The sequence below is a fragment of the Yoonia sp. genome (assembly GCF_017854415.1).
Lineage (GTDB): Bacteria > Pseudomonadota > Alphaproteobacteria > Rhodobacterales > Rhodobacteraceae > Yoonia.
In genome coordinates this window covers 1-17,420 of sequence record NZ_JAFMHR010000063.1, presented here as the reverse complement: position 1 = coordinate 17,420, position 17,420 = coordinate 1, and the positions used below count along the sequence as shown (strand labels likewise).

The 17,420-nt window shown below is 54.3% G+C and carries 16 protein-coding genes and 1 pseudogene; 5 read left to right on the top strand and 12 right to left on the bottom strand.

From position 1 onward, the window contains the following. Together QZ197_RS08835 and QZ197_RS08830 are read right to left on the bottom strand one after the other, a co-directional pair. Positions 1 to 614, bottom strand: a pseudogene (locus tag QZ197_RS08835) (acetyl-CoA C-acetyltransferase); the annotation flags it as partial. A 147-nt stretch (positions 615 to 761) separates the two neighbouring features. Further along, on the bottom strand, positions 762 to 1,568 hold the full coding sequence (locus tag QZ197_RS08830) for an EAL domain-containing protein (RefSeq protein WP_296431529.1): 807 nt from the start codon (positions 1,566 to 1,568) through the stop codon (positions 762 to 764). 67 nt (positions 1,569 to 1,635) lie between these two features. Between QZ197_RS08830 and QZ197_RS08825 the strand changes: the two genes are divergently transcribed. Beyond that, positions 1,636 to 2,220 carry a DNA-3-methyladenine glycosylase I gene (locus tag QZ197_RS08825; RefSeq protein WP_296431527.1) on the top strand — a complete coding sequence of 195 codons (585 nt, stop codon included), beginning with the start codon at positions 1,636 to 1,638 and terminating at the stop codon, positions 2,218 to 2,220. Here the strand turns inward: QZ197_RS08825 and QZ197_RS08820 are convergent. The 10 genes from QZ197_RS08820 to QZ197_RS08775 all read right to left on the bottom strand — a co-directional run bounded on the left by QZ197_RS08820 (position 2,206) and on the right by QZ197_RS08775 (position 11,058). Then, positions 2,206 to 2,646, bottom strand: coding sequence for a molybdenum cofactor biosynthesis protein MoaE (locus QZ197_RS08820; RefSeq protein ID WP_296431526.1), 441 nt, complete (start codon positions 2,644 to 2,646; stop codon positions 2,206 to 2,208). The two genes, QZ197_RS08825 and QZ197_RS08820, sit on opposite strands and share 15 nt — an antisense overlap. Then, positions 2,646 to 2,891: a molybdopterin converting factor subunit 1 gene (gene moaD / locus QZ197_RS08815; RefSeq protein ID WP_296431525.1), complete on the bottom strand. Its 246-nt coding sequence runs from the start codon at positions 2,889 to 2,891 to the stop codon at positions 2,646 to 2,648. The genes QZ197_RS08820 and moaD overlap by 1 nt, the downstream gene beginning before the upstream one ends. Beyond that, positions 2,888 to 3,556, bottom strand: coding sequence for a CDP-diacylglycerol--glycerol-3-phosphate 3-phosphatidyltransferase (gene pgsA, locus QZ197_RS08810; RefSeq protein ID WP_296431524.1), 669 nt, complete (start codon positions 3,554 to 3,556; stop codon positions 2,888 to 2,890). Before pgsA ends, moaD begins: the two co-directional genes overlap by 4 nt. A gap of 55 nt (positions 3,557 to 3,611) precedes the next feature. Further along, positions 3,612 to 4,370 carry an aldolase/citrate lyase family protein gene (locus tag QZ197_RS08805; RefSeq protein ID WP_296431523.1) on the bottom strand — a complete coding sequence of 253 codons (759 nt, stop codon included), beginning with the start codon at positions 4,368 to 4,370 and terminating at the stop codon, positions 3,612 to 3,614. Between the two features lie 54 nt (positions 4,371 to 4,424). Then, positions 4,425 to 6,284, bottom strand: a complete 1,860-nt coding sequence (gene uvrC, locus QZ197_RS08800) for an excinuclease ABC subunit UvrC (RefSeq protein WP_296431522.1) — start codon at positions 6,282 to 6,284, stop codon at positions 4,425 to 4,427. A 286-nt stretch (positions 6,285 to 6,570) separates the two neighbouring features. Next, positions 6,571 to 7,347: an SDR family oxidoreductase gene (locus tag QZ197_RS08795; protein WP_296431521.1), complete on the bottom strand. Its 777-nt coding sequence runs from the start codon at positions 7,345 to 7,347 to the stop codon at positions 6,571 to 6,573. Positions 7,348 to 7,507: 160 nt separating this feature from the next. Further along, positions 7,508 to 8,302 carry a S49 family peptidase gene (locus QZ197_RS08790; protein ID WP_296431520.1) on the bottom strand — a complete coding sequence of 265 codons (795 nt, stop codon included), beginning with the start codon at positions 8,300 to 8,302 and terminating at the stop codon, positions 7,508 to 7,510. A gap of 38 nt (positions 8,303 to 8,340) precedes the next feature. Next, positions 8,341 to 9,102 (bottom strand): ABC transporter permease, encoded by a 762-nt coding sequence (locus tag QZ197_RS08785; RefSeq protein WP_296431519.1) that lies wholly within the window; start codon positions 9,100 to 9,102, stop codon positions 8,341 to 8,343. Then, positions 9,099 to 10,025, bottom strand: coding sequence for an ABC transporter ATP-binding protein (locus QZ197_RS08780; RefSeq protein WP_296431516.1), 927 nt, complete (start codon positions 10,023 to 10,025; stop codon positions 9,099 to 9,101). Before QZ197_RS08780 ends, QZ197_RS08785 begins: the two co-directional genes overlap by 4 nt. A gap of 58 nt (positions 10,026 to 10,083) precedes the next feature. Beyond that, on the bottom strand, positions 10,084 to 11,058 hold the full coding sequence (locus QZ197_RS08775; protein ID WP_296431515.1) for a glyceraldehyde 3-phosphate dehydrogenase NAD-binding domain-containing protein: 975 nt from the start codon (positions 11,056 to 11,058) through the stop codon (positions 10,084 to 10,086). Positions 11,059 to 11,548: 490 nt separating this feature from the next. Between QZ197_RS08775 and QZ197_RS08770 the strand changes: the two genes are divergently transcribed. The 4 genes from QZ197_RS08770 to QZ197_RS08755 all read left to right on the top strand — a co-directional run bounded on the left by QZ197_RS08770 (position 11,549) and on the right by QZ197_RS08755 (position 17,191). Continuing rightward, positions 11,549 to 13,882, top strand: a complete 2,334-nt coding sequence (locus tag QZ197_RS08770; protein WP_296431514.1) for a serine/threonine protein kinase — start codon at positions 11,549 to 11,551, stop codon at positions 13,880 to 13,882. A 66-nt stretch (positions 13,883 to 13,948) separates the two neighbouring features. Further along, positions 13,949 to 14,791 carry an FHA domain-containing protein gene (locus QZ197_RS08765; protein ID WP_296431512.1) on the top strand — a complete coding sequence of 281 codons (843 nt, stop codon included), beginning with the start codon at positions 13,949 to 13,951 and terminating at the stop codon, positions 14,789 to 14,791. Beyond that, positions 14,775 to 15,830, top strand: a complete 1,056-nt coding sequence (locus tag QZ197_RS08760) for a protein phosphatase 2C domain-containing protein (protein WP_296431510.1) — start codon at positions 14,775 to 14,777, stop codon at positions 15,828 to 15,830. Before QZ197_RS08765 ends, QZ197_RS08760 begins: the two co-directional genes overlap by 17 nt. Continuing rightward, complete coding sequence (locus tag QZ197_RS08755) at positions 15,830 to 17,191, top strand: hypothetical protein (RefSeq protein ID WP_296431509.1); 1,362 nt, start codon at positions 15,830 to 15,832, stop codon at positions 17,189 to 17,191. Before QZ197_RS08760 ends, QZ197_RS08755 begins: the two co-directional genes overlap by 1 nt. The last annotated feature ends 229 nt before the right edge of the window (positions 17,192 to 17,420 follow it).

The following is a 17,420-nucleotide window of genomic DNA, read 5'->3' as shown; positions in this document are numbered from 1 at the left end:
GTTTTCACGGTGAAAGCTGCGATTTCATCATCAAAGCGGCCTGCTTTTTGGGCTGCTTCCGCTTTGTTCTGGGACGCGACGGCAAAAGCGTCCTGCATTTCACGGCTAATCTGCCACTTTTCAGCGACGTTTTCAGCGGTTTGACCCATATGATAGTTGTTGAAGGCATCCCAAAGACCGTCGCGGATCATTGTGTCGATGTACGTCATATCACCCATTTTTTGCCCTTGGCGAAGGTTGGCGGCATGTGTGGAAAGTGACATATTTTCTTGACCGCCCGCTGCAACGATGGATGCATCGCCAAGCTGGATATGTTGCGCGCCAAGAGCGACGGCGCGTAGACCGGAACCACAAACCTGATTGATGCCCCACGCTGCCGACTCAATCGGAAGACCAGCGTTGATGTGTGCCTGACGCGCGGGGTTTTGACCCTGTGCAGCAGTCAGAACTTGTCCTAGAATTGTTTCGCTGACTTCCGATTTGTCGATACCGGCGCGTGCGACAACGGCTTCTAAAATGGCAGCACCCAGATCGTGTGCGGGTGTGTTGGCAAATGATCCGCCAAAGCTGCCGACTGCTGTGCGGGCTGCTGATGCGATAACGACGTTGGTCATATATTAGTCCTCTTCAGGTTTTTCCCTGGCAGGACGGTGCCATTTGCACGAAAAAGGTGCAAGTCAGCCGAAACTGCCGATACCTGTTTCATAGGGCCAGAGTTGACTTAGGGCAACTCAAACCCCCTATGCGCCCAGCGCAATGCATCAAAGATCAAGGCTTGGTACGCCAAAGTGATAGCCTTGCAAGCAATCGGCCCCGATGGATGACAAAAATGCAGCCTCTGCTTCTGTTTCCACCCCGTCGGCCACTGCGAACATCTCGAACTGGTGGGCGACTGTGATCAACGCCTCTGCCAAGACCTGATTGTCAGAATCATGATTAATGCCGCGCACAAAACTTTTGTCGATCTTCACCAGATCAAAATAGAAGTCCTTGAGATAGCGAAAAGCGGTGAACCCTGCGCCGAACCCATCCAACGCAAACCCAACACCACGGGGCTGCATTTCGGTCATGAAGCGGATGACGTTTTCATGAAGTAGCATGGCAGAGCTTTCGCTGATTTCAAAAATCAGCCGATCACCAATTGCTATTCTATCCAACAGGCCATGATCCAGAATACGTCGCCATTCGCCATCACCAATGGACCGCGCCGAGACATTCACCGATAGCCGCAATTCAGGCGTTTCGCGCAACTGCTTCAACGCCAGTTGCAACATGACGCAATCAATCTGACGCCCCAAACCCGTTTCTTCGACCAATGGCATGAAGTGCGCAGCAGGAATAATACGGCCCGTTTCGTCCTTAAGCCGCACCAGACCTTCGTGAAAAGCCACCCGTCGTTCCAAGTCTGCCGTCACCACCGGATGAAACGCCAACTGCGCGCGACCTGCCGCCAATGCATCGCGCACCATTGTTGTCACGTCAGCATCGCGGCTTGCCATCGCATAAAGCAAAGGGTCCACTAGTGCCTGATCTTCCATGTCGGCGCGTCTGAGAGTGGTATTTTGCATTATCCGGCCCCATACTATTTCCAGCAACATAGGCTCATGCCGCCTAACAACTCATTAAGGACGCAGAATGACTGATCGTTGTGGCTGGGCCGGACCCGAGCAGATCTATATCGACTATCACGATACCGAATGGGGCGTGCCCGAATATGACAGCCGCACACTGTGGGAAAAGCTAATTCTTGATGGGTTCCAGGCAGGCTTGTCATGGATTACCATTTTGAAGAAGCGCGACAACTTTCGGGCGGCGTTCATGGATTTTGATCCAAATGTGATTGCCAAATGGGGCGAGGACGATGTTACACGCCTTTTGGGTAACGCCGGTATCATTCGCCATCGCGGCAAAATCGAAGCGACAATCGGCAACGCCCAAGCATGGCAGAGAATTGAGGCAAATGAAGGCTTTGACAAGTTTCTTTGGAAATATGTAGACGGCGTGCCGCTGCGGACCGTCCACGCAGATCGTGCATTGATTCCAACCCAGTCGCCATTGACGGTTCAGATATCAAAGGACCTCAAGAAAGCAGGTTTCAAGTTTTGCGGCCCCACAATTGTGTATGCATTTATGGAAGCAACAGGGTTGATAAACAACCACCTGACCACATGCCCGCGCCACGGACCTTGTGCCGCGATGGCGCGACTACCAGCGGTTTAGCGCGTCCTCGTCTGCGTCTTTCGCTGAGACCCACGCCGCGCCGTCGTTCGTTATTTCTTTTTTCCAGAACGGCGCGCGAGATTTGAGATAGTCCATTAAAAAATCTGCCGCCTCAAACGCAGCCGCACGGTGTGCCGACGCAGTTGCGACCATCATGATCGGGGCACCAGGTTTTAGTGGTCCGTAGCGGTGGATCACCAGAACATCGGCTAAATCCCAACGCTGCACAGCTTCTTGCACAATCTTGGAAATCGCACCTTGTGTCATGCCGGGGTAATGTTCGATCAGCATCTCTTGCAGATCACCTTTGGTGTCGCGCACGACACCGGTAAAGCTGACCACCGCCCCGATATCGTGGCGTCCTTGGGCGAAACTATTCAGCTCTGCGCCCGCATCAAAAACGTCTGATTGTACGCGGACGATCATTATCCGCCCGTCATTGGTGGGAAAAACGCGACTTCGCGCACACCCGCGAGAGAGGCGTCAAAATCAGACAGTTCCTGATCCAAGGCGACGCGCAAGGCGCTGATATCCGCAAAGGCCGCAGCATAGCGTTCTTCGCGGGCAATTAGTTCTACAATCAAATCGTTGACGGTCGCAGCGTCAGAGGTCACCGTTTCTTGCGGCAACCCGATCCGTTCGCGGACCCATGCGAAGTAGACAACGTTCATACCTCATCTTCCTTAAGATATGGTTGGGATTTTCGAAAATAGTCCCAGCCTGTAATGATCGTCAAAAGAGCCGCAATCCAAAGCATAATAATGCCGCCCCACCAGCTAATCACCATCCCTCTGTATTTCCAATAAAGGCCTAATTCATCCGGACCATTGCCGGAAATCGCGTCCTCAACCATCTCGGAAGTCATGGCGAGCGATTGCATACCAAAATAATGCTCGAACGCGCCTGTTGCGAACAGCATTGAGATCGCGACCATCTGTGCCGTCGTTTTCCACTTGGCAAGGTTCGTGACCTTAAGCGTGCCTGCGGTGTCTCCTAGAAACTCGCGCAGACCTGACACGAAAACTTCGCGGAAGATAATCAGTGTTGCAGGCAAAAGAATCCACGGATTCATGCCGGAAAAGCCTGTGATTACGACCAAAGCAATAATCACCATCGCCTTGTCTGCAATCGGATCAAGCATCGTCCCCAGCTTGCTTTCCTGCTTCCATGCGCGCGCCAGATATCCGTCGAGGAAATCAGTTATTGCGGCAAGAATGAAAAGCGTTAGCGCAAACCAATCCGCCAACGGCCGATGGAAATACAAAAACATAATGACGATGCCAGGGGCAGCGGCAAGGCGCAGGATCGTCAGGATATTTGGCAAGTTCATGTTCATAGCGCAGGTTTAGCGGCTTGTGGCGTCAGTGGAAAGCGGGATGATTTCTGCGGGGTTACTCAGTGCCTAGCCAGCTTTGGGTTTCGGCGGTCTTTGCCTTGAGCCATAGCAGATCAAATCCAGCTATTACGCGATACCCCCGGGCGAATAATCCGGCCGCCTGTTCGGGGGCCAGTGCGACGTTTCCAAGCGGAATGCCAGCCTTCGCGGCTGCTTTTTCGACTTTCGCAAGCGCCGCCTGAAAATCAGGGTGGTCGAATTGACCTGAAATGCCCAAGTCAGTCGACAAATCAAACTGTGCAGGGACCAACAGGTCAATGCCGGGCACAGCTGCTATTTCATCTATATTCTCAATCGCATCAGCCGTTTCAACGAGGAGGATACATGTCAGCGTGCCGTCCACGGCGTCCTTGTAATCAAGTAACGAAACACCTGCTGCAGAATGCGCGATAAAGGGTCCAAAGCCGCGATTGCCCTTGGGCGGATAATGCAAAGATGCCACCGCTTTGCGGGCGTCGTCGGCGTTGCGGATCATCGGAAAACAAACCCCCTGCGCGCCAAGATCAAGCACGCGTTTAACCTGCACTGGATCATTTTCGGCGACCCTGACAAGCGGGGCGCAATTTGTACCTTGGGTGGCGGCGATCATTGCGTGCGCACTGGCGTAATCAACCGCACCATGTTCCATATCAATAATCACAGCGTCAGCACCCGCAGCGGCCATCGCTTGGGTCACCGTGGCCGACGGGATTGTGCAGATATGCGCCGTCATCTTGTCGTTGGTCTGATTGAGCCGCTGTTTGAAATTCGCCATGGTCGCACCCCTTGCCTCTTTGATTAGCAGGTTGGCGAAGCAGGGGGCGTCTCGTCAACCATTCTCGTGAAAATAGTCATAGACGGTCTGCGCCAGCTTTGCGGACACCCCATCCACGGCCTTGAGATCCGCCAAATTCGCCCGCGCCACGGCCTTGGCCGATCCAAAATGCGCCAACAACGCACGCTTGCGGGTGGCCCCGACCCCCGGCACATCATCAAGCGGGGTCGCCCCGATCGCTTTGGACCGTTTTGCGCGGTGCGTGCCGATGGCAAAGCGGTGAACTTCGTCGCGCATCCGCTGGATGAAATAGAGCACCGGATCGTTGTGGCGCAGCGCCATCACAGGTTTGCCGGTGCGGTGGAATTCCTCTTTGCCAGCGTCACGGTCAAGGCCCTTGGCCACGCCAACCATCGGGATATCACCCACACCTAACGCGTTCATAATCTCGCGTACGGCGCTGACTTGGCCTTGCCCACCATCAATAAGCAGCAAATCGGGCCATGTGCCCTGCGTGCGGTCCCCATCTTCTTTGAGCAGGCGCTGGAAGCGGCGGGACAGGACCTCTTTCATCATACCGAAATCGTCGCCGGGGGTCAGGTCGACGCCCTTGATGTTGAATTTGCGGTATTGGTTTTTGTCGAACCCGTCAGGGCCTGCCACGATCATTGCGCCAACAGCATGCGCGCCTTGGATGTGCGAGTTGTCGTAAACCTCGATACGTTGCGGGGTTTTTTCCATCCCGAACACTTCTGCGACGCCTTTCAGCAAGCGCGCTTGGGTTGCGGTTTCTGACATCTTGCGGGCAAGGCTTTCGCGGGCGTTGCGCAAAGCGTTTTGCACCAGCTCTGCCTTTTCGCCGCGCTGGGGGATGATAATCTCGACTTTGCGACCGGCCTTTTCGGCCATAGCGTCCGCCATCAGATCGTCGTTGTCCAACCCGTGTGACAGTATCAGCATTTTGGGCGGTTCGCGATCGGAATAGAATTGGCCAACAAATGCTTCCATGACCTCGGACGCGTCCTCGTCCCCGCTGATACGCGGATAATAGTCGTGATTGCCCCAATTCTGGTTGGCACGGATAAAGAACACCTGCACGCAAGCCTGCCCGCCGTCGCGGTGCAGCGCGATCACGTCCGCCTCTGGGGTGTTTTGCGGGTTGATACCTTGGGCAGTTTGAACTTGGGTCAACGCCTTGATGCGGTCGCGCATGGCGGCGGCACGTTCAAATTCCATCGCTTCGCTGGCGTCTTGCATTTGCTTGGCCAGCGCTTCTTGAATACCTTTCGTACGGCCTTGCAGGAACTTTTCGGCGTCACCAACCGTGCGGGCATAATCCGCCTCAGATATCAGACCGCAGCACGGACCAGAGCACCGCTTGATCTGGTATTGTAAACAAGGGCGCGTGCGCGTCTCGAAATCACTGTCAGAGCAGTTGCGCAGCAAGAACACCCGCTGCAGTTGGTTCAGCGTGCGGTTGACCGCACCGGCACTGGCAAAGGGACCGTAATAGTTGCCCTTTTGCTTTTTCGCGCCGCGATGCTTTTTGAGGACGGGAAAGGCGTGGTCTTTGGCGACCAGAATATTCGGGAATGATTTGTCGTCGCGTAGCAGGACGTTGTAGCGCGGTTTCAGCTGCTTGATCAGGTTCTGCTCAAGCAGCAACGCCTCGGTCTCTGTGCGCGTCGTCAGGAACATCATTGTCGCGGTTTCGCTGATCATGCGGGCAATACGGGGGGAATGACTGCCGGGGCGCGAATAGTTACTAACGCGCGCTTTTAGGTTCCGTGCTTTGCCCACATAGAGCACCCGGCTGTCCGCATCCAACATCCGGTACACGCCGGGGCTAGAGTCCAGCGTGCGCAGATAATCGTGGATAATCTCGTATCCGGTTTTGGGTGTCTTTTCGGTCATTTAGGCAGATCTATGATTCTTTGTTGGCTGCAATGGTAACGCACCAAGGACAAGAGAAAAGGCATCCACGGTTTCTGTGGATAAGTCAGTGGGTTAATCCAAGAGAGTCGTAATTTTTCGTTGTTTTTGGCAGACTTCGTTAACATGCCCAATTTTTAGGCAGACCTATAACTATCTGCTTTTATTGTGCTTTTTTCAAAATACCACGTTAACACATTGATAACTATGCAAATTGTGACAGTTTCGTGAAGAGTAATTGCGTGCGGTGCACAACTTTACGCGCCCGCTATTCCAGCCCCAGTACATCCGGTGTCTCCCAAGCGAGGTGCTGGCCGCCGTCAACCGCTAGCATTTGCCCCGTCACAGCAGGCGCGTCCAGAAAATACCCAAGCGCGGCAGTGATGTCAGACGGGTTCGCACCACGCTTTAGAACGGTTGCCGCGCGTTGCCTGTCGAAGTGGTCTTTGCTTTGACGGTGCCCTTGCAACGTCGGTCCGGGACCAATGCCATTTACCCGCACGCGCGGCGCCAGCGCCTGTGCGGTCGTACGGGTCATCGCCCAAAGGCCCATCTTGGCAATTGTGTAGCTCATGAATTCAGGCGTCAGTTTATGAACGCGCTGATCCAGCATATTGACCACCATACCTTGCGCCACAGGTTCACCCATCGCGTCTGGCTTGGGCGCAGGCACTTGGTCTGCAAAATGCTGCGTCAGCACGAAAGGGGCGCGCAAATTAGATTCGAAATGCCTGTCCCAGCTTTCACGGGTGCTGGTTCCAATATTGTCATATTCAAAGATCGACGCATTGTTAATAAGGCACGTCAAAGGACCGCCCAGCGCATCAACGGCACGGTCTACAAGTGACTGCGTCGCCTGCTCGTCCAGCAGATCGGATTGTAATGCCACGCTATGCCGTCCCAGCGTTGCAAGCTGGGCCACGGTGTCTTGCGCGCCAGTTTCTGATGCAGAGTAGTGCACCGCTACATCGTAGCCGCGCTGCCCCAAATATAGCGCCATCGCCTGACCCAGCCGCGCGCCTGCACCTGTGACAAGCGCCTTCATTTACGCTTTTTTTGGCATTGGCATGGACCTTTGCCGATCCGGTAGCGCAGGCATTTCGGGCATTTGGCATCCGCCAGCCGTTGCTGCCCCGGAAAGCGCCACTTGCCGAAGATCGCCAACACCAACATGAAGGCCAGAAACAAAGAGATCGCTTTAAGGATCACAGGCCGAACCGCGCGAATGCTGCCCGTTCTTCGATACCCGCAACGGCGTCATCGACAATCTGTGCGCCAAAACGCGCCAAAAGCGGCTTTTTCTGCCCGTAGCGACGGAACTGTACTTTATCGCCGAAGCGGTCTTTCATAACGGGTGCAAGGTGGCCGATGCCGTCGACCAAACCTTCGTCAACACCCTTTTGGCCGATGTAGACCTCGCCAGTGAATAAGTCGGGATTGTCGGACAATTTCGCACCTCGCCGTGATTTCACGTAGTCGATGAATGTCACGTGCAGGTCGTCCAACCAGCCTTTGAGTTTTTTCACATCAGCAGGCTTTTCCGCCTTGAAAGGGTCCATCACCGACTTGGATTTACCAGCCGTGTGCACGCGCCGTTCAACGCCGATTTTCTCAATCGCAGTTGGCAACCCGAAACCCGAACTGATCACACCGATTGACCCGGTGATCGAACAGCTGTCGACAAAGATTTCATCGGCAGCGCAAGCAAGCCAATAGCCGCCCGATGCCGCCACATCTTCGACAAAGGCGAAAACGGGGATTTTCTTTTCGTCAGCCAGTCGTCTGATCCGCGATGCGATCAAGGATGACTGCACCGGCGATCCGCCCGGGCAGTTTATCTCGAGCGCTACAGCAGCGGGTTTGCCTTTGGAAAAGGCTTTTTCAATAACAGGCGCGAGGCTGGGATTGTCCAAGCCGCGACCTGAATTTGCAATCGCCCCTTGTAGCCTGATCACGGCAACAAACGGGTCGGACTTCATAAAGGGAATAAAACGTTTCATGTGACTGTACTTAGGCCTTCATCTAAAGCGCGCAAGGGTTATTGCCGTATCCGCCAGCCAGTGCGGAAAATCCACCAGATGATGCCCATGCAAATCGCAGTGAAAAACGTGATTGCCAACAGTGATACTCCGATGCCTACGTCTGCTGTGCCAAAGAATGACCATCGAAAACCGCTGATCAAATACACAACAGGGTTAAACAGCGTCACCGTCTGCCAGATCGGCGGCAGCATTGTGATCGAGTAGAATGATCCGCCCAAGAACACGAGTGGTGTGATGATCAATAGTGGGATCAGCTGCAACTGTTCGAAATTGCCAGCCCAAATTCCGATGATGAAGCCCAGCAGCGAAAAGCTAATGCAGGTCAGCACCAAAAACACGATCATCGCAAAGGGATGCGCAATCTGGATATCCACAAAGAAGAAAGCCGTAACCAAGATAACGATGCCGATGATCAAGGCCTTGGTTGCGGCGGCCCCGACATAGCCAGCGACAACTTCGAGAAAGCTGATTGGTGCGGACAGCAATTCATAGATCGTGCCGATAAACTTGGGAAAATAGATGCCGAAGCTGGCGTTCGATGTGGCCTGCGTCATCACGGACAACATGATCAGACCCGGTACAATGAACGCGCCATAGCTAACGCCCTCTACCTCGTCTATGCGACTGCCGATCGCTGCGCCAAAGACCACGAAATAAAGCGACGTAGACAGAACCGGCGACACGAGGCTTTGCGTCATGGTGCGAAAAAATCGGCGCATCTCGAAGACGTAGATGGTCCAGACTGCGTTAAAGTTCATGCTGTTTCCTTCACAAGCCCGACAAAGATGTCTTCCAGACTGCTTTGTTGGGTTTGAATGTCTTTCATTTGCAGGCCCGCTTTTTGCAGATCGCCCAGCAAAGTTGTGATGCCCGTGCGTTCGCCCTTGGTATCGTAACTGTAGGTCAGGCTAAGCCCGTTATCTGAACGCACCAGATCGTAGCCAGCAAGCGCCTTTGGGATTGTTTGGGTCGCTTCGGCCAATTCGATCTTAAGCTGCTTTTGGCCCATCTGGGACATTAATTCAGCTTTGTCCTGCACTAACAAAATCTCGCCTTTGTTAATGACGCCGACGCGGTCGGCGATGGCTTCGGCCTCTTCTATATAGTGTGTGGTCAGGATGATCGTCACACCCGAAGCCTTTAGATCAGCCACGACATTCCACATGTCTTTGCGGAGTTCGACGTCGACGCCCGCTGTTGGTTCATCAAGAAACAGGACCGATGGTTCATGGCTTAACGCTTTGGCGATCAGTACGCGGCGCTTCATGCCACCAGAAAGCGTCATAATCTTGCTATTTTTCTTGTCGCCCAATGACAGCTTAACAAGGATATCCTGAACCAGCGCATCGTTGCGCGGCTTGCCAAACAGTCCACGCGAAAAAGTGACGGTGTTCATCACGGTCTCGAACGGTTCAAGGTTCACCTCTTGCGGGACCAGCCCGATCAAGGCGCGCGCGGCACGAAAATCGGTCTGTGCGTCGTGCCCTCCTACGGTAATCGTCCCGCTTGTCGGCACCGTAATCCCGCAGATTGTCGAGATCAGGGTGGTTTTGCCCGCGCCGTTTGGTCCGAGCAGAGCAAGAATTTCACCTTCTTCGATATCAAGGGTCACGGATTTCAGGGCTTCAAAACCACCTGCGTACGCTTTGCGCAGGTTTTTGACAGATACGATTGCGGACATGGGGGTGCCTTTGGTTTGGTCTACCGTACCTAATGCGCAAGACTGCCAAGGGAAAGGTCTAAGCGCGCGCCATACGCAACGCGACATCCAACATCCGGCAAGAAAAGCCCCATTCGTTATCGTACCAGCCAAAGACCCGGACCAGTCCCCCCGCTGTCACGCGGGTTTCAGGCAACGAGACGATCAAGCTTTCGGGACGTGCCCGCAGATCGGTTGATACCAGCGGCTTGTCCGTCCATCCGATAACACCTGTTTGGGCGCGCATGACTGCATGCACATCATCCAGCGAAACCTTTTGATCCAGTGTTACCGACAAATCCACGGCAGACACAGAGGCCACAGGCACGCGCACTGCAGCCGCCTCAATCCGGCCTGCAATATCGGGCAACACTTGGTTCAACAGGCTTTGCGCCGACGTCGTTGTCGGCACCATCGACAGGGCCGCCGCCCTGCTGCGCATCATGTCGCCACGCGGGGCATCGATGCTAGGTTGACTGCCAGTGTAGCAATGGATCGTCGTCATCCATCCGGTTTGCAGCCCCCAAGTGTCGTCGATCAGTCTCACAAGCGGGGCCAATGCGTTTGTCGTACAAGAGGCATTAGATACGATCAGTTGATCCTTAAGCAGCGCATCATTCGCCCCCAAAACTACGGTCAAGTCCGCCGCATCCGATGGTCCAGAAATCAACACGCGCGCGGCCCCGGCCCGCAAACCGCGTTCGGCGACATCGCGGGCGTCCGCTTTGCCCGTACATTCCAGCAAGACATCAACGCCTGACAAATCGACCTTGCTGATATCAGAGGTTTGGGACATCGGGATCGCCAAACCATCCAAGACGAGCGCACCATCTACGCAATCGACCTGCCCGGCATAGGGCCCAAACACACTATCGTATTCAAATAGATGCGCACAAAGTTCAAGATCAGCAATGTCGTTGATCCCAACGATTTCGATCGTTGGCCAAGCACCTTGCGCATGGGCACGCAGCATCGTGCGGCCGATTCGACCAAACCCATTGATGAAGACGCGCATCGCACCATATCCTAACCTTGTTACGAATGTTCTGCACAATTGCGCGGACGCTCGCAAGCGCGCTACAGGAAACAATGACGCGGCTTGCTGCCCATCGCAATGAGACGGCGAATGGCGGTTTTATCTGGATTGAACGGAGAATCGTCGTCAAGAGTGCCAAATTCCGTGCTTAAGAATCGGGCGGAGACGCACAAGGCGGATGAAAATGCCAACAAAAGCAGATAGACGACACTTTGTTGATCTGTTTATGCCCCGGCACCACATGATCGTCACAAATAGGTGGCTTTTCACTGTAAACGAACCGTTTCCGGCAGGATTTCGCACAAGACTGTTTCCTAGTTTAATGGTAATAATGGCGAAAAGCAGAGATTAAGAGCAATGAAACAACAAGTTAGCGTCACTTTTTGGCCTAATTTGAATGAGACAAAATTAACTGTTGGCGGGCATTTGTCCGCAATCAACGGTTTAAAACTGGATATTTGAGATGGCCATGGCGCAACCGATAGAAAACACCTCTGACAAGGACGGCTTTGTAGACGAGCTGAAACCGGGCACAAAGTTGATGCACGGTCAGTACACTATTGAGAGCTTTCTGAACGCAGGCGGCTTCGGGATCACATATCTGGCCCGCGACAGCCTAGACCGCAAAGTTGTTATCAAAGAATGCTTCCCCGGCGCATTTTGCCGCCGCAGTCGTTTTATCGTGCAGGCCCGTTCACGCGCACACCAGAACGAACTAAAGTCTATTGTCCGTCTGTTCGTCCAAGAGGCGCGCAGCCTATCCAAGCTTGATCACCCGAATATTGTCGGTGTGCATCAGGTTTTCGAGGATAACGATACGGCTTATATGGCGCTTGATTTCGTCGAAGGTCGCGACCTGCTGGATACCATCGAAGATCCAAATCACGGCCTGACATCGACCCAGATTAAGACAATCCTGAAAGAAGTGCTTGGCGCGGTTGGGTTTATTCACGACCAAGGCATGTTGCACCGCGATATTTCGCCAGACAACATTCTGATTAACAAAGAATTTCATCCTGTTCTGATCGACTTTGGCGCAGCACGCGAAGAAGCGACAAAGCAAAGCCGTGTTCTTTCTGCGCTCCGCGTCGTAAAAGACGGCTATTCGCCACAGGAATTCTATATTGCTGGGTCCGATCAAAGCCCTAGCAGTGACCTTTACGCGCTGGCGGCATCTTTCCACCACCTGATTACCGGCGACGTTCCGCCAAACTCGCAGGCCCGCTTGGCCGCAATCGCATCAGGCGACCCAGATCCATATACAGCAATCGCGGGCAAGTACCCCGATTACGACGACAACTTCCTTGGCGCGTTGGATAAAGCCCTCGCTGTGCTGCCAAAAGATCGTGTTCAGTCCGCAAAGGCCTGGAGTCAGATGATGGACGGCGATTTGGGCAATGTTACGCCGCTGAATGTGGCAAGCACCCCCAAAGCGGCATCCGCGACTGGCACTGCCGATGCAGCAAAATCCAAGATGCCGATTTTGCTTGGTTCGGCTGCTGCTGTTGCCCTTTTGGTTGGTGTCGGCGTTATGACAATGAGCGGCAGCGAAGATGCGCCAGTTGCCCAAGCCCCCGCCGTTGAAACGCCGGTTGCGCAAGCAGCTCCTGTAGCGCAAACACCGGCGGTCGAAACACCCGTTGCGCAAGCTCCGGTCGCAGAGACACCTGCCATTGTCGCGGAACCAGTCCAAGAACCCGTTGTTGCCGCTGTGCCTGAAGTTATCCAAGCACCTGCAGAAGCCCCAGCCGCAATCGCATTGCCGGAGGCCACCGAAGCGCCGTCGGTCGTTGCTGCACTTGAAGAAGCAATTACCGTTCCAATTGCCCCTACCCCGAACGAAGCAACACCAGCGATTACCGCAGAGCCGGCAGCGCCATCCGAGGCAACTGTTGCTGTTACCGGACCCATCATTGCTGACGCGCCAACGCCCGTTGTACGTCCAGCAACCCGTCCAGAAGCTGTGGCGCTCGCTGCGATACCAGCACCTATTCCGCTGCCAGAGCCTGTGACAACGCCCGAAATGATTGCTGATGCGTCATTGGCTGGCGCAGTGTTCCCAGAGCAGATTACATCGCTTCCCACATTTGATCGCGCAAATGCGGCGGTCACGTTTCCTGATGCGCCAACGCTGGTCTCAAGCGTTGGAAATGGCCCCGCAGTTGATATCATCGCTGTCACGCCAGGTAACGAAATCATTGAAAATCTAACGCCCGTTGAAACTGCACAGCGCGATGGAATTGCAGCGAGCTGGACTGTTCGCCTGCCGTTCACTCCGACCAATGACACCTCAAATGTCATCGCTGGTGTTGCTTCTGTCTCACCGGAGTGGGTGATGCCAGGATTGGAAATAACCGGGGTAAACGGCACTGGCATTACAGCCATTAACGATATCCCAGCAATTTTGCGCGATCAAACACCCGACGAGGCGCTGACCCCTACGATCACAGTGACATTCGAAACCCGCAACCCGGCGACGGGCCTTGCACAGGACCAGCTGTGGTTCTTGCCAGTTGTGCAAGAAGTGCGGCTTGCAGATGGCACCAAGTTTGAAACGGTCTTTGCAGGTTCCGGCTGGCAGACCCAAGTCGTCGCGTTGGCAGAAAGCCAAACAGGTGGTTTGGCGATTGGTGACGTGATTACGTCCTATATCCCAACGTCCGAAGAGGTGAACGCGCGCGATTCGCTGTTCAGTATTTTCAATCGCGAAAGCGAAAATGGTGCGGAACAGTTCTTGTTCGCAGTTCAACGCAACGGCAGCCTTTGGGTTGCATCCCTCGCCTATCCGGGCGCGGCTGAGTAAAATCCTCGATCGTGCAACAGCCTAGCTGCGCACGTTCGACGAAGAAATTAGTGGAAGGGTAGCAAGATGAAGTTTATTCGTGATCTCCTCGGCAAGAAGCGCAAGCCATCAAGCGCCGAGCGGGCAGACCCCGTCGAAAAGCTTGAGCAATCATACCGTGATACAATCGGTTCATTGGTTGAAGAAACCAATGCGCTCGAGACCGGTGTGGCAGACAGAATTGTACCTAAAAAGCCAGTGAAGCACGTCGAAATTACGGACGTACCGACAGCAAAGCCGGCACCTGTCGCGATGAATATATGGGACCTCGAAGATGACGGGACCTCATCGGAATTGCCTGCAACGACTGCGGATTTACCGCCGTTATCGACCGAATTGCCGACGGCTCCTGCCGTTGCAACTGCGGCAGCTGCGCGGTCCCCTGCGCGCTCGCGGCGGACAAAAACCCGTTTGATCGGGTTTGAAAAATCTGACGGTGCGGTTGTTGATTTGTTCAACGATGCGCCAACCGTCGCGCCGACCAAGAGTGTGAAGTTTCCAGTCGGCTGGCTTGTCGTCGCCGAAGGCCCCGGCCGCGGCGAATGTTTTAGCCTGCTGACAGGCATGTCACAGATTGGTCGCGGTGATGATCAAGCGGTCCAGCTTGATTTTGGCGACAATTCTATTTCGCGGTCCAACCATGCTGCGATTGTCTATGACCCTGATAGCAAAGAGTTTTTGCTTGGTCATGGCGGAAAATCGAACATTGTGCGCCTGAATGATAAACCAGTCATTAGCAATGAAGCTATTAAGACCGGCGACATCATCCGGATCAGTGATACGGTTCTGCGGTTCATTGCCTTGTGTGATAAATCGTTCAATTGGGCTGACGGCGCAACCGAGGAGGACGAAGATGTGGCGATCGCCTGAACCTCGTTTTGATGTCGCTTCGGCGATTTGTCAGGGCGGACGGGATTACCAAGAAGACGCAATCGTCACCGATTTCCCATTCGGGTCGGACAGTGGCGTGGTTGTTTTGGCGGACGGTATGGGTGGCCATGCCGCCGGTGACGTAGCCAGCAAAATTGTCGTAACCGAGGTCTTTAGTGAGCTGAAGTTCGAAAGTGCGAATTTCACCGACTATGAGGCGGACATCCCGCGCTACCTGACAACTTCCGCAGTGAGCGCGAATAGCGTTGTGCGCGAGCATGTCAAAACACATCCCGACACACGCGGGATGGGTGCCACGCTGGTTTCTGTCGTGCTGATCGAAAACCGGATGTACTGGATGTCGATCGGTGATAGTCCTTTGTACCACTTCCGTGGTGGGCAAATGAAGCAATTGAATGAAGATCATTCAATGGCGCCGCAGATTGATTTCATGGTGAAGTCCGGGTTGCTTGACCCCGAGGCTGGCAAAAACCACCCTGATCGCAATTGCCTGACGTCTGTTATCCTCGGCGACCGTGTCGCGAAATCCGACTGCCCAAAGACTCCTTTCGAGTTGCAAGTCGGGGACATAGTTGTCGTATCAAGTGACGGTTTACAGTATCTTGAAGATGCTAAGATCCAGAAGATCTTGAACCGCTATCGCCGCAAGAAAGCCGCTGAAATCGCAGGCTACCTTCTTGAAGCGATCGAGGCATTGGCAGACCCTGATCAGGACAACTGCACGTTTTCTGTGATCAAGTTGAACCACAATAAGCCGGTGATCCGCGCAATCCGCGCCAAGCCAGTTGGTCACATGGACACCAACCTTGCGACAGTCACACGCGTCGTTGAATTGGACGAAGCCGAAAAGGTCGCAGCAAGGGTCGCGCCTCCAGCAAAGGTCAAGGCATCAGAGGTCCACTCGAAGATCAAAGAAGTCCGGCCCGTTAGGCAAGTCACAGTGAAACCTCGCCAAGAAAAACCACAGGAGGTTGAAGCGGCTGATCCGCCGGCTAAACTAGCCGCCGGAGGTAAGTAATGTCGAATCAATCACTTGAGGCGCGGGTACTGGACCGGCTTTCGCGCGCTGCGCAAAGCGGACTGTTACCTGCCGCCGAACAAAACGAAGCTGAAAAGCTTTTGGCGCGCCTGCAACAGCCGGTGCGCCTAGCCTTGATGGGCATGCCGTCTTCGGGCAAATCGTCATTGCTGAACCTGCTTGCCGGGGCCGATGTGTTGCCGGAAGGTGTACGGCTTCCGACCCTTCAGTTGCGCTATGGGTCGCAGAATAAAGCGGTTTGCACTCTGCCGGACGGCACCAAACAGACCCTCGTCGATGCAAGCGCGCATGATATTGCAGCCTTATCGCCGGTTTTCGTCGAGATGGAATTGCCGCTGCCTGCGCTCGCCAAGATTTCGCTGCTTGAAACCGTGGCACCCAATGATCCCAACGCGATGCACCGCGCCAGTCAATGGGCTGCGAAACGTGCGGACGTCGTGCTTTGGTGCACTAAAGAATTTGACCAGACAGAGCGCCGTATCTGGGGTCAAATGCCCGACATGATCAAAGATTACGCTTTGTTGATGATCACGCACATGGATGATCTGCAAGAACAAGGCACGCTGGATGGTGTGATTGGTTCAGCCCGAACAGCCGCCATTGGTGAATTTGAAAAAATCCTGCCGATTGACTTGCCCGGCGCACTTGATGCGCGCGAGGCTGACGGCAGCGTTGACAAAGAAATGATGCGCGCAAGCGGTGGTCTCGCGTTAATTTCCACGGTGCTAAAACAAGTTGCGTTGGGGAAACGCGCAGCTGTCGATATGGCTGATGTGCTATTGCTGCAGAATGCAGACGTGCTTGCGACACTTGATGACACAGAAAGTGACGCAGCGCCTGAAGTCGTTGAACCAATCGTCGAAACCCCCATTGTCGAAGAACCTGTGGCGGAAATCACGCCCGCTGCGACACCTGATGATGCCGAGGTTCCCAAAGGGATCGCCCAGTTGCGCACAATCGCAGCACGTCGCGCGGCGGAACTGTCGCCTAAACCGGCAGCTGCTGCCCTGCACCCGGACACGCGCGCCGCCTATCAGCATGTTTTGGCCTATATTGAGGAACGCGCTCAGGCGTTGACCGCAAGCCTAGAAGACATGGACAGTGATGCACCTGCCGAGATCATGGAAGAATGCGTCGCACATATCCAATGGCTTTGTGATTATCTTAATGATCATGGTGACCCGCAGGATGCGCCGCTTCAACGTGCACGCGATACCGCATATGATGCCGCCGATCTGGTACAGTTGATGCAGCTTGAAAAGCGTGACAGTGCAGCTACCGAGGCAGTTAGTCTGATGTTGCAGGTCAAACGCGAACTTCAGGCAGATCTCGCCGCTTAAACCGATGTCACAGCTTCAGCTAAGTGGCCGTTGTTACGCAGGTTTGTGCTAGTAGTCTGTTTGGAATATGACATTATACGCAGTGATATGCCTATTGCGTGTCGCTGTGGTGTTAGCGGTCGAAAAATGTGTTTATGTGTAAGTTGATTGAGGACAGATTGGTATGAAGATGGAAGAGCTGACAAGCGACGGGGATCGACCCACCCCAACTGCACAGCCGGCATTCATG

Bases quoted from the DNA above. Each gene is read 5' to 3' on its own strand.
- QZ197_RS08830 (WP_296431529.1), bottom strand. From the start codon at position 1,568: ATGCAAAATACCACTCTCAGACGCGCCGACATGGAAGATCAGGCACTA.
- QZ197_RS08825 (WP_296431527.1), top strand. From the start codon at position 1,636: ATGACTGATCGTTGTGGCTGGGCCGGACCCGAGCAGATCTATATCGAC.
- QZ197_RS08820 (WP_296431526.1), bottom strand. From the start codon at position 2,646: ATGATCGTCCGCGTACAATCAGACGTTTTTGATGCGGGCGCAGAGCTG.
- moaD (WP_296431525.1), bottom strand. From the start codon at position 2,891: ATGAACGTTGTCTACTTCGCATGGGTCCGCGAACGGATCGGGTTGCCG.
- pgsA (WP_296431524.1), bottom strand. From the start codon at position 3,556: ATGAACATGAACTTGCCAAATATCCTGACGATCCTGCGCCTTGCCGCT.
- QZ197_RS08805 (WP_296431523.1), bottom strand. From the start codon at position 4,370: ATGGCGAATTTCAAACAGCGGCTCAATCAGACCAACGACAAGATGACG.
- uvrC (WP_296431522.1), bottom strand. From the start codon at position 6,284: ATGACCGAAAAGACACCCAAAACCGGATACGAGATTATCCACGATTAT.
- QZ197_RS08795 (WP_296431521.1), bottom strand. From the start codon at position 7,347: ATGAAGGCGCTTGTCACAGGTGCAGGCGCGCGGCTGGGTCAGGCGATG.
- QZ197_RS08790 (WP_296431520.1), bottom strand. From the start codon at position 8,302: ATGAAACGTTTTATTCCCTTTATGAAGTCCGACCCGTTTGTTGCCGTG.
- QZ197_RS08785 (WP_296431519.1), bottom strand. From the start codon at position 9,102: ATGAACTTTAACGCAGTCTGGACCATCTACGTCTTCGAGATGCGCCGA.
- QZ197_RS08780 (WP_296431516.1), bottom strand. From the start codon at position 10,025: ATGTCCGCAATCGTATCTGTCAAAAACCTGCGCAAAGCGTACGCAGGT.
- QZ197_RS08775 (WP_296431515.1), bottom strand. From the start codon at position 11,058: ATGCGCGTCTTCATCAATGGGTTTGGTCGAATCGGCCGCACGATGCTG.
- QZ197_RS08770 (WP_296431514.1), top strand. From the start codon at position 11,549: ATGGCGCAACCGATAGAAAACACCTCTGACAAGGACGGCTTTGTAGAC.
- QZ197_RS08765 (WP_296431512.1), top strand. From the start codon at position 13,949: ATGAAGTTTATTCGTGATCTCCTCGGCAAGAAGCGCAAGCCATCAAGC.
- QZ197_RS08760 (WP_296431510.1), top strand. From the start codon at position 14,775: ATGTGGCGATCGCCTGAACCTCGTTTTGATGTCGCTTCGGCGATTTGT.
- QZ197_RS08755 (WP_296431509.1), top strand. From the start codon at position 15,830: ATGTCGAATCAATCACTTGAGGCGCGGGTACTGGACCGGCTTTCGCGC.